At 44.8% G+C, this 12,554-nt stretch carries 16 protein-coding genes; 8 read left to right on the forward strand and 8 right to left on the reverse strand.

The window, feature by feature from the left end; translation table 11 throughout:
- Positions 1–191: 191 nt before the first annotated feature.
- On the reverse strand, positions 192–359 hold the full coding sequence (locus tag ACN0V2_RS10740; protein ID WP_417550813.1) for a DUF6435 family protein: 168 nt from the start codon (positions 357–359) through the stop codon (positions 192–194).
- A gap of 60 nt (positions 360–419) precedes the next feature.
- Positions 420–1,199 carry an exodeoxyribonuclease III gene (locus ACN0V2_RS10745; RefSeq protein ID WP_417550867.1) on the reverse strand — a complete coding sequence of 260 codons (780 nt, stop codon included), beginning with the start codon at positions 1,197–1,199 and terminating at the stop codon, positions 420–422.
- A gap of 108 nt (positions 1,200–1,307) precedes the next feature.
- Between ACN0V2_RS10745 and rpsT the strand changes: the two genes are divergently transcribed.
- Positions 1,308–1,568, forward strand: a complete 261-nt coding sequence (gene rpsT / locus ACN0V2_RS10750) for a 30S ribosomal protein S20 (RefSeq protein WP_136554862.1) — start codon at positions 1,308–1,310, stop codon at positions 1,566–1,568.
- A 63-nt stretch (positions 1,569–1,631) separates the two neighbouring features.
- On the opposite strand, the gene proB is transcribed toward rpsT, so the two are convergent.
- From proB to rplU, 4 genes are all read right to left on the reverse strand, one after another.
- The gene (gene proB / locus ACN0V2_RS10755) at positions 1,632–2,762 is read right to left on the reverse strand and encodes a glutamate 5-kinase (RefSeq protein WP_417550814.1); all 1,131 of its coding nucleotides are present in this window, start codon (positions 2,760–2,762) and stop codon (positions 1,632–1,634) included.
- Between the two features lie 2 nt (positions 2,763–2,764).
- On the reverse strand, positions 2,765–3,814 hold the full coding sequence (gene cgtA / locus ACN0V2_RS10760) for an Obg family GTPase CgtA (RefSeq protein ID WP_417550815.1): 1,050 nt from the start codon (positions 3,812–3,814) through the stop codon (positions 2,765–2,767).
- Between the two features lie 96 nt (positions 3,815–3,910).
- Positions 3,911–4,168: a 50S ribosomal protein L27 gene (gene rpmA / locus ACN0V2_RS10765; RefSeq protein ID WP_417550816.1), complete on the reverse strand. Its 258-nt coding sequence runs from the start codon at positions 4,166–4,168 to the stop codon at positions 3,911–3,913.
- A 27-nt stretch (positions 4,169–4,195) separates the two neighbouring features.
- Positions 4,196–4,507 carry a 50S ribosomal protein L21 gene (gene rplU, locus ACN0V2_RS10770; RefSeq protein WP_069295453.1) on the reverse strand — a complete coding sequence of 104 codons (312 nt, stop codon included), beginning with the start codon at positions 4,505–4,507 and terminating at the stop codon, positions 4,196–4,198.
- 166 nt (positions 4,508–4,673) lie between these two features.
- Here rplU and ispB point away from each other — a divergent pair, with 166 nt between their 5' ends.
- The 7 genes from ispB to ACN0V2_RS10805 all read left to right on the forward strand — a co-directional run bounded on the left by ispB (position 4,674) and on the right by ACN0V2_RS10805 (position 10,368).
- Positions 4,674–5,642: an octaprenyl diphosphate synthase gene (gene ispB, locus ACN0V2_RS10775; protein ID WP_417550817.1), complete on the forward strand. Its 969-nt coding sequence runs from the start codon at positions 4,674–4,676 to the stop codon at positions 5,640–5,642.
- Between the two features lie 63 nt (positions 5,643–5,705).
- The gene (locus tag ACN0V2_RS10780; RefSeq protein ID WP_417550818.1) at positions 5,706–6,008 is read left to right on the forward strand and encodes a (2Fe-2S) ferredoxin domain-containing protein; all 303 of its coding nucleotides are present in this window, start codon (positions 5,706–5,708) and stop codon (positions 6,006–6,008) included.
- The gene (gene hpnD / locus ACN0V2_RS10785) at positions 6,005–6,862 is read left to right on the forward strand and encodes a presqualene diphosphate synthase HpnD (RefSeq protein ID WP_417550819.1); all 858 of its coding nucleotides are present in this window, start codon (positions 6,005–6,007) and stop codon (positions 6,860–6,862) included. Before ACN0V2_RS10780 ends, hpnD begins: the two co-directional genes overlap by 4 nt.
- Position 6,863: 1 nt before the next feature.
- Entirely contained in the window at positions 6,864–8,147 is a 1,284-nt protein-coding gene (gene hpnE, locus ACN0V2_RS10790; RefSeq protein ID WP_417550820.1) for a hydroxysqualene dehydroxylase HpnE, read from the forward strand.
- A gap of 70 nt (positions 8,148–8,217) precedes the next feature.
- A complete protein-coding gene (locus ACN0V2_RS10795) occupies positions 8,218–8,583 on the forward strand; it encodes a hypothetical protein (protein WP_417550821.1) in 366 nt (121 codons plus the stop codon).
- Between the two features lie 8 nt (positions 8,584–8,591).
- Entirely contained in the window at positions 8,592–9,353 is a 762-nt protein-coding gene (locus ACN0V2_RS10800) for an SDR family NAD(P)-dependent oxidoreductase (RefSeq protein ID WP_417550823.1), read from the forward strand.
- An 88-nt stretch (positions 9,354–9,441) separates the two neighbouring features.
- Positions 9,442–10,368 (forward strand): GGDEF domain-containing protein, encoded by a 927-nt coding sequence (locus ACN0V2_RS10805; RefSeq protein ID WP_417550824.1) that lies wholly within the window; start codon positions 9,442–9,444, stop codon positions 10,366–10,368.
- Here ACN0V2_RS10805 and rluB read toward each other — a convergent pair.
- Both rluB and ACN0V2_RS10815 read right to left on the reverse strand, forming a co-directional pair.
- A complete protein-coding gene (gene rluB / locus ACN0V2_RS10810; protein ID WP_417550825.1) occupies positions 10,365–11,306 on the reverse strand; it encodes a 23S rRNA pseudouridine(2605) synthase RluB in 942 nt (313 codons plus the stop codon). The two genes, ACN0V2_RS10805 and rluB, sit on opposite strands and share 4 nt — an antisense overlap.
- Before the next feature lie 17 nt (positions 11,307–11,323).
- On the reverse strand, positions 11,324–12,541 hold the full coding sequence (locus tag ACN0V2_RS10815) for a tryptophan--tRNA ligase (protein ID WP_417550826.1): 1,218 nt from the start codon (positions 12,539–12,541) through the stop codon (positions 11,324–11,326).
- Positions 12,542–12,554 lie beyond the last annotated feature (13 nt).

Here is a 12,554-nt window from a genome sequence, read left to right on the forward strand (position 1 = left end):
GCGCAGCGAGTTTCCGTCATGCCCGACCAGATCGAGAAGCGCAGGGAACCCGCAGGGCGAGCATGGGCTGCCCTTTTCTTTGGTTCGTTTATTTTGGGCAAGCAAAATAAATGAACGCCCAGCGGCAGCGACAAGGTCGAAAATATCATTCAGATTGTTGGGTTTCGTACCTCAACCCAACCTACCCTCAATTAAGATTCAAGCTGTTTAATTTTATCAGCCAACTCCTGAGACTCCTCAGTAAGCACAGCAAACTTTCGCATATCACCATTACGCTGCGCGAACATGGCTTGTTCTTGTTTTTCAGCAAGTTGCTTTTTTAGTTTTTTGACCGGATCTGATTTTAAAAATGAAAACATGAATGTTGCCTCTGGATAGATGTGCTATTCAGAGGCAATCACGTCGCTAAAGTTCATATATTATTTTGAAATCGAATAATCATAATCGACGGTCAATGGCGCATGATCCGAGAAACGTTCATCACGATAAATATCAGTGGCTTTAACTTTGCCTTTCAAGCTCGGGCTCAGAATCTGATAATCAATACGCCACCCGGTGTTATTGGCCCAGGCCTGTCCGCGGTTGGACCACCAGGTGTACTCATGTTCAGCCTGCGGCAGTTCGCGGAAGGCATCAACAAAATTCATCTCATAAAACAGCTTGTCTAGCCAGGCGCGTTCTTCAGGTAAAAAGCCGGAGTTTTTCTGATTGCCTTTCCAGTTACGGATATCTTCGTTTTTATGGGCGATATTCCAGTCACCGCAAATGATTAAATCACGGCCTAAATCTTTCATTTCCTGCATCTTGGTTTCAAAATAAGCCATACAGCGATATTTGACCTGTTGCCGCTCATCACCAGAAGTACCGGATGGCAGATAAAGTGAGATCACGCTCAGCTTGCCAAATCTGGCTTCAATATAACGACCTTCAATATCAAACTCGGCATTGCCCATGCCCGTAATGACTTCATCGGGCTTTTGTCGACTGTATATCGCCACACCGCTGTAACCCTTTTTGACCGCGTCATGGTAATAACAGTGGTAACCTTCAGGGGAGAAGATCTTGTCCTCCAGCTGATGGATTTGCGCTTTAGTCTCCTGAATACATACTACATTGGCATCTTGTTTTTTTAACCAGTCAAAAAATCCTTTTCGCGCAGCGGCTCGGATCCCGTTCAAATTCGCTGTTATAATTCGCATCATTCACTCGTGCTTGAAAAAAGAAAGCATCATACCATTTACAAATGGAAGCAAAATCAGGATAATGCCCGGTTCATATACAAATAGCTGATTCATAGGAGAAACACTTTGGCAAACTCAGCACAAGCAAAAAAACGCGCCCGTCAGGCAGAAGTTAGCCGTCAGTTAAACGCTAGTCAGCGTTCTGCGATGCGTACAAAAGTAAAAGCAATTAGAAAAGCAATTATTGCTGGTGATAAAGAACAAGCCGTAGCTGCATTTAAAGCTGCTGTACCAGTTCTGGATCGTATGGCCCGTAAAGGCATTATCCATAAAAATACAGCTGCTCGTGGCAAAAGTCGTTTAAATAACGCTGTCCGCGCAATGTAATTGACTGTTCTATAGAATCAGCTAAAAAAAACCGGCTCTCGCCGGTTTTTTTATGTCTGCCATTTATCCCGTGACGACCAGATTATCTCGATGAATTAATTCCGGTTCATCCACATACCCCAATAAGCTTTGAATCGCCTGACTGGGTTGCCCCATGATTCGTACTGCCTCATCAGCACTGTAATTTACCAGACCACGAGCAACTTCCCGTCCCTGCAAGTCGGTACATAACACTAATTCACCGCGAGTAAATTGACCATCTACCTGACGCACACCCACTGGCAAAATACTTCGACCATGCTGTTTGATTACAGCCACGGCGCCATCATCAAGCGTTAATATACCTTTGGGTATCAAATGTCCGGCAAGCCACTGCTGACGCGCTTTGATCGGTTTGATATCTGGCCATAATAATGTGCCCACGCCCTGACCCGCCGCCAGATGACGTAAATTCAATGGATGTTTACCCGATAAAATAACCGTAGTCGCTCCGGACCGTGCCGCACGTCTGGCTGCCGCTAATTTAGTAGCCATACCACCGCGACCTAATTCACCTTTACTGTCACCGGCCATACCATCCAGATTTGGATTATTTGCTGCAGAAGCTGCCAGCATTCTGGCATTTGGATTTAATCGTGGATCGCTATCAAACAATCCATCCTGATCGGTCAAGATAACCAAAACATCCGCTTCAACCAGATTGGCGGTCATTGCCGCCAGCGTGTCATTATCACCAAAACGGATTTCATCAGTGGCAATAGTATCGTTTTCATTAACGACCGGTAGAACGCCCATCTCGAGCAAAGTATGTAATGCACTGCGCGCGTTCAAATGACGGCCACGATCAGCCAAGTCAGAATGGGTCAGTAGAATTTGGGCGGTATGAATGCCATGTTGCTCACACGCAGTGGCATAAGCATGGATAAGCCCCATCTGACCGACACTGGCGGCGGCTTGTAACTGATGCAAAGCATGGGGACGGCGACGCCAACCCAGTCTTTGCATTCCAGCGGCGACCGAGCCGGAGGTGACCAGAACGATTTCTTTACCCTGACTCCTCAGCTCGGCAATTTCACCACTTAACCAGCGAATACGATCCACATCCAAACCTTCTCCCGGCTTGGTTAATAAAGCACTACCAATTTTGATCACCCAACGCTTGGTTGATAAAAGTTGCTGATGCGGATGTTCCACAGTTATTCCTCAAAGGGGTTAGCGGGAGGCTGCTCACTCTGACGTAAATCATCAAGATATTGCATGATATCTTCACACAACTTCGCGCAACCTTCACCAGTCTGACCACTGATTTTGTAGACGGGACCTTGCCAATTAAGCCGGGTCAACACTTCTTGTGTGAGTTCGTCACGGATATCATCCGGGACCAAATCCATTTTGTTTAGAATCAACCATTGCGGTTGTTTACCCAGCGCTTCACTGTAATGGAGTAATTCGCGGTTAATAATATTAACGCTTTCAACCGGATCCTGTTTTACGTCTACCGGTGCCATATCCACCAGATGCAACAATAGTCGAGTGCGCGTTAAATGTTTGAGGAACTGAATACCTAAACCGGCACCTTCTGCCGCGCCTTCAACCAGCCCAGGAATATCGGCAATAACAAAGCTTCGTACATCTTTAAGCGTGACGACGCCAAGATTAGGATGCAACGTCGTAAAAGGATAATCGGCTACTTTGGGCTGCGCGGCGGAAACTTGGCTGATAAAGGTCGATTTTCCGGCGTTCGGTAAACCTAGCAACCCAACATCGGCCAATAATTTCATTTCAAGGCGTAATGTACGCTCTTCGCCTGGGGTTCCATCTGAGGTTTGGCGAGGTGCACGATTAATACTGGATTTATAACGAGCATTACCTAAACCATGCCAACCACCTTTGGCCACCATCAATTTGTCACCGTGTTTGGCGAGATCACCAATCAATTCATCGGTGTCTTCATCCCAGGCTTCGGTGCCTACAGGAACTTTAATAATTAAATCTTCGCCACGGGCACCGCTACAAAGTTTGCCGCGACCATGTTCGCCACGTTGTGCTTTGAAGTTACGTTTATAGCGGAAATCAATCAGGGTATTTACTTGTGTATCTGCGAGCAAATACACATCGCCCCCGTCGCCACCATCACCGCCATCCGGACCACCGAAGGGGATATATTTTTCACGACGAAAGCTCAGGCAACCATTACCGCCGGCACCCGCGCTGATTTTTATTTTCGCTTCATCAACAAATTTCATACTGCCGACCAGATAATTTTTTAATAATTGCCACAAACAAAAAACCCCGCATCAGCGGGGCTTTCAGCTGTTTGCCCCAACGGGCTAACAAATTCTTTATTCAGCGATAACGCTGACAAACATGCGATTGTTCGCACCTTTGGTTTCGAATAAAACTTTACCATTGGCCGTCGCAAACAATGTGTGGTCTCTACCGATACCAACGTTACGACCTGCATGGTAACGAGTGCCGCGTTGACGAACCAGAATGTTGCCGCCTAATACTGCTTCACCGCCAAAACGTTTAACACCAAGGCGTTTCGACTCGGAGTCACGACCGTTGCGGGTACTACCACCAGCTTTCTTATGAGCCATGTTATATCCTCTTTAAATATTTAAATCTTAGGCAGTGATGCCAGTGATTTCGATTTCTGTATAAGATTGGCGATGTCCCATCTGTTTCCGATGGTGCTTACGGCGACGGAATTTGATGATTTTCACTTTGTCCGCACGACCAACTGAGGCCACAGTTGCTGTGACTTTTGCGCCGTCTAAGAAGGGTGCGCCAACTTTAATGTCTTCGCCTTCACCGATCAATAAAACTTCACCTAGTTCAATGGTATCACCCACTTCACCTGGCAATTTTTCAACGCGGAGCTTTTCGCCCTCTTTAACTCGGTACTGCTTACCACCAGTCGCGACAATAGCGTACATCGCTTTCTCCAAAAAAATAAATGTTATTGTGGGTAACCCAACAAAAGACCGGGAATTTTAACCGCTTTCTACATACAGATCAAATGCAAATTGAATTATTTGCGAATCGCTGTTACCCATGAGAAAGTACGCGTTTAATTAATCTAGACAGGCAGACAAACGCCCCGTGGATATACAATCCATTTACGCACTTATCCAACAGGATATGGAAGCAGTAGACGCAATGATACAACATCGGCTGCAATCTGATGTTGTACTTATTAATCAGCTCGGACATTACATCATTAATAGTGGCGGAAAACGCTTGCGCCCGGCTATTGCTCTATTAAGTGCACGAGCCTGTAATCATCAGGCATCTGCGCACATTAATCTTGCCACCATTATCGAATTCATTCACACCGCGACTTTGCTGCATGATGATGTGGTCGACAATTCAACTATGCGCCGCGGCCAGGAAACAGCCAACAGTGTATGGGGAAATGAAGCCAGTGTGTTGGTTGGTGATTTTCTCTATACCCGCGCCTTTGAATTGATGGTGGAACTGGATTCGATGCGATTGATGAAAATTCTTTCCCACACTACTAATGTCATCGCTGAAGGTGAAGTTTTACAGCTATTAAACGTGCATGATGCCGACACCACGGAAGAACGTTATCTGCAAGTGATCCACCACAAAACAGCCAAATTGTTTGAAGCCGCGGGTCAGTTAGGCGCATTAATTAGTAATGCATCAGACGAAGTTGAATTGGCGTTAGCTCAATACGCAATGCATCTTGGCAGTGCTTTTCAGCTGGTTGATGACTTACTCGATTACAGTGCATCCAGTGAGACCATCGGTAAAAATATTGGCGATGATTTGGCTGAAGGCAAACCGACATTACCGCTGATTTATGCAATGCAAAATGGCAATGCTGAGCAGTCAGCAGTTATTCGTGAGGCGATTGAACAAGGCCAACGCGATAAAATCGATGACATAATTGAAATCATTCAAATTACCGGCGCAATTGATTACACCGCTGCTGCCGCGCGTAAAGAAGCCGAACAAGCTAAGGCCAATCTCGACATAGTTACAGATTCAGAATACAAAGCAGCTTTGATCGGGCTTGCTGATTTTGCTGTTTCGCGTCAGTTTTAGTTGTAACTTAATGATTATTAATTTGTTTTGTACATTTAACACGGCTTGGTTAGGCTAAGAACGATGGCTGAAATATATAAATATCATATGTTCATTTGCACTCATCAACGTGATGATGGCACTGATTATTGCGAAGAACATGGTGCGCAGTCATTGCGTGATTATGCCAAGCAGCGAGTCAAAGATCTCAAACTAAAAAAAGTCCGCGTCAATAACTCCGGCTGCCTGAATCGCTGTAAATTGGGCCCGATCATGGTGATTTATCCCGAAGGTGTCTGGTACCAATATCATGATAAGGCTGATATAGATGAGATCATCGACACCCATTTAGTGAACGGTAAAATTGTTGAGCGTTTGTTAAAATGACACCTCAGCAGTATTGCCGGGATAAAGCGGCAAAAAGCGGTTCTAGCTTTTATTATAGTTTTCTTTTTTTACCGGCCAAAAAGCGTGATGCCATCATGGCCCTATATGCTTTTTGCCGTGAGGTTGATGATGCGGTAGATGAGATAAGCGATCCTTTAGTCGCTGCACAAACTCTCGCTTGGTGGCGTCAAGAAGTCTCAAATACCTTTCTCGGACAAGCCACACATCCTGTTGGCAAAGCGTTAGCTGATACCTTGCAAGATTTTGATCTGCATGAAGAATATTTTCACGAGATCATTGATGGCATGGAAATGGATTTAACCCAACATCGCTATCAAGCTTATAAAAATCTGGCCTTATATTGTCATCGTGTTGCCAGTGTTGTTGGCTTGCTTTCAGCACAGATCTTTGGCTTTTCAGATCGTCAAACCTTAAAATTTGCCGAAAAACTGGGCCTCGCTTTTCAGCTGACAAATATCATTCGCGATGTGCGTGAAGATGCTGAACGTGGCCGTATTTATCTGCCTTTGGACGAAATGCAACAGTTTGGGGTCAGTGAACAAAGTATCCTGGCTTTACAGCAAACTGATGAATTGACCGCATTAATACAATTCCAAACCCAACGTGCTGAGCAGTTTTATCAGGAGGCGATGCAACTACTACCCCAGCAAGATCGCTATCATCAATGTACCGCGCTGATTATGGCTGAAATCTATCGCACTACTTTGCAGGAAATCGCTGCTGATAATTTCCAAGTAATGAAACAACGAGTCTCTCTTACTCCTATTCGTAAATTATGGCTGGCCTGGTGCACTTACCGACGTGAAAAAAAGCTCGCCAAAAGCCATAAGTAGTATGCAACCTATTATTATAGGTGGTGGTTGGAGCGGACTTGCCGCGACTGTTCGTTTAGCCGAAGCAGGACAAAAACCCATCCTGTTTGAAGCTGCTAAACAACTTGGCGGACGGGCTCGCACAGTGACATGGCAAGACGTCGAGATTGATAATGGTCAGCATCTAATGATTGGTGCTTACCAAAACATGTTGGACCTTCTTCATCGAATTGGTATTGATGAAAACAGCGTTTTTCAGCGAAAAGCATTAGATCTACTTATTCTTGATCCACAGTTCCCACCCTTACATTTATCTGCACATCCCTTATTACCTTGGCAAATTGCCATCTTACCAAAGCTTTATTCAAGCATCGGTTGGCAGGAATTATGGCGTTTTTTACGAATTGCCCGGCAGCTAAAATCTCCATCTTTTACCAAAAATATTACTGTGGAGCAGTGGTGCCGACAAACTGGCCAATCCCCAAGACTTGTCACCCAATTATGGGTTCCATTATGTCTGGCGATTTTAAACACGCCTATAGAACAGGCATCGGCAAGGGTTTTCGCTGCAACCCTTAGGGATAGTCTTGCCGCTAACAGGCGGTCGGCGGATTTGCTGATTCCAAAAAAGACGCTTGACGATGTGTTACCTGAACCTGCAAGACATTTCATAGCTAATCACGGCGGTGAAGTCAGATTACAAAGCCGTATTGAAAAAATTGTTATAACTTCCGGAAAGGTAACTGGTGTAATAACGAGTAATGATGAATATATAGCTGCCGATAAGATTATTGTTGCGGTTTCCCCCAGTATTCTTCATAAACTGTTGGGTGAGCAACTTAAGCTTTCAAAAGTAACTGAATATCCGATAACAACGGTGTATCTGCAGTATTCATCACAATTTCAGCTTAATTCCCCTATTATCGGTCTGAGCAATTCCTTGCCTCAATGGGTATTTGATCGGTCAGATCAATCTCCAGGATTAATTGCCGTGGTCATCAGTGGTCCTGGAGAACATGAATTACTGACAAAACAGCAACTGGCTGATCAGGTTGTTTCAGCATTAACAGGTCTTTTGCCCGAGTTACCTGAAGATTATCTCGCTGTCCACGTGATACGTGAAAAAAGAGCGACATTCTGCTGTGGAGTGGTTGAAAACAGCCAAAGACCAAGCTGCAAAACAGCCATTAATGGACTTTGGATCGCTGGTGATTATGCTGAAAATCCTTATCCTGCTACATTAGAAAGCGCCATTATGAATGGATATCGTGCTGCTGAAATGGCCTTAACGGGAAATTTACCCTAGACATGTCGATATCCTGGCGATTGCTTGTTATACTCGCCAATTAGTTTTTTAAACCTAAAGAGGGGATGTCATGTTAAATCGTATGCGTTTAATTTTTACCGGTCTTTTTTTGAGTCTGGCCCTGATCGCCTGCAGTGATGAGAGCGATACCGCTGTCACTGATAGCAGTGAAACAGAGACATCAGCTCCAGCCGCAGTTGAAACTGCACCCGAAGCAACAGAAGCAACTACTGAAGTTAGCGAAAACGGTATCCAAGCTGGAATGACCAGAGATGAACTTATCTCAGCTTACGGTGAACCGGATATTGCTCAGGAAAGAACTTTAGATCAAATGAATATGGAAACGATTGAGTGGCATAATGATGATGCTTTAATCATCGCACAATTATTAGATGGTAAAGTCACCTACGGACGCGTTGTTCCTAAATCTGAATAAAATCAGTTATGTTATCCCAAGCTGAGCAATCCATTCTCAGTGGTAAGGTTGTCCTCGTTACCGGTGCCGTAGGTGGTATCGGTAGCGAAGTTGCCCTTGCGTATGCTCGACATGGTGCAACGATCATTCTGCTTGACAAGAATATTGCTCAATTAGAAAAGTTGTACGATGTGATTCTGCAGGAAAGCGGCATTGAACCTGCAATATTTCCCGTGGATTTCAAAGGAGCGAATGCTGGGGATTATCAACAGCTCGCTCAAACAATCAAAGATACCTTTGGCCATCTCGATGGATTAGTGCATTGCGCGGCGGATGTTGGACAGTTGGCTCCAATTGCTAATCAGGACATTAAACAGTGGGCAGAAACGCTCCAAGTTAACCTGACCGCGGCTTATTTATTGACGCACGCATGTCTTCCGTTATTACAATCTAGCGATCAGCAAAGCTTTCTTATTTTCACCACTGATAGTCAGCATGATAAAGCCTATCGGGGTGCATATGGTTTAAGCAAAGCGGCTTTAGAATGCTTCTGCCACCAGCTATCACTGGAAATGCAAGCGGCAGCAAAAGTACGCGTAAATTGTATCGATCCAGGTCAAGTAAAAACCAAATTACACGCTCGAGTTTATCCTGCATCTGACCCTCAGCATCTGCCTGAACCTAGCGCGGTGATACCAGCCTACCTATATCTCGCCAGTGAACAAAGTGGTCATCTACATGGCCAGTGTTTGTCCGCACAGATGGAACTCCCCGTCAAAGTTTTGGCATAAAATATAACACACTGTATTTATTGATAATTTTAACCATGGCATATATTTAGCATGGTTTTTGTACATTATCTTATTTACGAGTGTGCACATGATTCATTCACTGCCATCTGATACCACAAACTTGCGACGGCTTGAACAAAATACTGTTTCCGTTGTAAAAGCTGGCCCTGTTTCCGTTGAACGAGATGATGCACTAGCAAAATTACCGCTAGTTTTGCAGACCTCACTGGACACTAGACAATTACTGAGACTATTTGACGAGCAAATCAAACCATTACTCGCTCACGGTGGTTTGCAATTCACTCACCCCGATAATAAGTTTGAATTCAGGTTGGGTGCTAAACGCCACCATAAATGTAACTATCAACTAGAAATTGATCATGAATATCTTGGCCAATTAACGCTAAGCCGTGCTTATCGTTTTTCTGACACAGAAATTCTTTTAGTAGAAGACTTATTGTGCAAACTGGTTTACCCATTAAGGAACAGTCTGCATTATGCTCGTGCGTTGGATGCCGCTTTAACCGATACATTAACGCAACTGCCCAACAGACAAGCTTATAAAAACACCATTGAGCGTGAAATTGACCTTGCTCATCGTTTAAGGCTGCCACTTTCCTTATTGGTTTTAGATATCGATTACTTTAAAAACATTAATGATAGTTTTGGTCATCAGGTTGGTGACGAAACCTTACGCCGTGTCGCCGATACATTAATGTCGAGCTTAAGACGTAGTGATGCATTGTTCCGTATTGGTGGTGAAGAATTCGCTATTGTGCTCAGTCATAGTCATCATGAAGCCGCTCTACTGGCAGCAGAACGACTTCGATTGGCTATTTATGAATTAAATCAGAGTCATAGCGATCAACAATTCCCTATCACCATCAGCATTGGACTGGCTGAATTGTGTGTAGGCGAATCAGCAGATAGTCTATTTCTCAAAGCTGATGAAGCTTTATATCAGGCAAAATTTGCCGGTCGTAATCAAGTAGTCACATCTCGCGTAGCTGTTTAACGTTCGCTTCGGCCACGAATACGTGGGCCTTTCTTGGTTTGTGGGGTTTCGCGTTTAGCTGATCTTGATGCAGGCTTTGTTGCCGCTTTAGCTGATTTATCTGGCCACTTTGATGATTTTGCCGCTTTTTCGTTTTCGACTGGCACTTCCTTTTTAGCCGGAATTTTTTCAGCAGGCGCTCCGCGTTTAGCAGCTTTGGTTTTTAATCCAGCCTCTTCATACAAATATTCCAGATCTTTGCCTTCTAGCATCATCCATCGACCAGGTTTGAGTTTATTTGGCATAATCACTGGCCCATAACGCAAACGAACTAAACGACTCACCTGTACGCCCTGACTTTCCCATAAGCGTCTTACTTCCCGGTTGCGACCTTCTTGAATCACCACATGAAACCACGTATTGGCTCCTTCGCCGCCGCCTGGCTGAATATCAGAAAAATGGGCTTTACCATCTTCTAGTTCGACACCATCACGTAGCGTTTGCATCATTTCCGAAGTGACTTCACCTAGTACACGCACGGCGTACTCACGGTCCATTTCATTGGATGGATGCATTAACTGATTAGCTAGTTCGCCATCGGTAGTCAGGATAATCAAACCACTCGTATTTAAATCCAAGCGACCCACACTCACCCAGCGACCTTCTTCTGGTACCGGTAAAGATTGAAAAATGGTTCTGCGACCTTCAGGGTCATTACGGGTACATACTTCACCGACTGGTTTGTGATACAGCAATACTTGGGGCATCGCTTGCTGCCAGATACGCTTAGACGATAAAGGCCGCCCTTCAAGGGTGACTCTATCCTTTTCCGTAATTTGGTCGCCCAAAGTAGCAGATACACCATTTACTTGAAGTTTGCCCTCTTTGATCCAACTCTCAATTAATCGACGTGAACCGTAACCGGCACGAGCCAGTACTTTTTGTATTCTTTCAGACATAATTATTATTCCTTGGGTTATTTATAAGCCAGACCCATTGCGGAACGCACTTCGCTCAATGTTTCTTGAGCCACTTCTCTTGCTGCAGCACTGCCATCATCAATAATACGTCGTACATCTTCAGGATGTCGGCTGAAATCTTCCGCACGCATGCGGATGGGTTTAAGTTCGGCAATTATCGAATCAATAAGCGGACCTTTACAATCAAGGCAGCCGATGCCCGCTGTGCGGCAACCTTCTTGAACCCATTGTTTCTGGTCTCCAGCAGAGTACACTTCATGTAATTGCCATACTGGGCATTTCTCAGGTTCACCCGGATCGGTGCGGCGAACCCGATTGGGATCGGTTGGCATGCGTTTTATTTTTTCGGCTACCGACTGATCAGACTCGCGTAATGAGATCGTATTGCCATAGGATTTAGACATTTTCTGTCCATCCAGCCCAGGCATTTTAGACGCTGGTGTCAGCAGCGCTTTAGGTTCGGGAAGTATCACTTTACCGCCACCTTCCAAAAAGCCAAACAAACGCTCCATATCGCCAAGCGCCAGACTTTGCTGATTTTTTAATAATTCACGAGCCGTCTGTAAAGCTTCTGCATCACCTTGTTCCTGATAGGCTTTTCGTAAATGGTTATACAGTTTGGCGTTTTTCTTACCCATTTTCTTTACAGCAGCTTCGGCTTTTTCTTCAAAGTCTTTTTCGCGCCCATAAATGTGATTAAACCGACGGGCAATTTCACGAGTTAACTCAACATGCACTACCTGATCTTCACCGACCGGAACTTGTCCAGCCCGATAAATTAAAATATCTGCACTTTGCAGCAGTGGATAACCTAAAAAGCCATAGGTCGATAAATCTTTCTCTTTCAGTTTTTCCTGCTGATCTTTATAGGTTGGCACGCGTTCTAGCCAGGATAGCGGTGTGATCATCGACAACAATAAATGCAGCTCGGCATGTTCCGGCACACGAGATTGCAGAAACAACGAAGCAGATGACGGTTCAATCCCTGCTGCCAGCCAATCAATAACCATTTCCCAGACACTGTCTTCAATCACCCGACTATCTTCATAGTGTGTGGTCAAGGCATGCCAGTCGGCGACGAAAAAGAAGCAATCAAATTCGTGTTGTAATTTAATCCAATTTTTCAGAACGCCATGATAATGCCCCAAATGCAATTGCCCTGTAGGGCGCATGCCTGAAACAATACGACGAGACTGATACGCTACCGTGTCCAAAATAATCTCCTGA

The sequence above is a fragment of the Methylophaga sp. genome (genome assembly GCF_048266885.1).
In the GTDB taxonomy this organism is placed as follows: Bacteria; Pseudomonadota; Gammaproteobacteria; order Nitrosococcales; family Methylophagaceae; genus Methylophaga.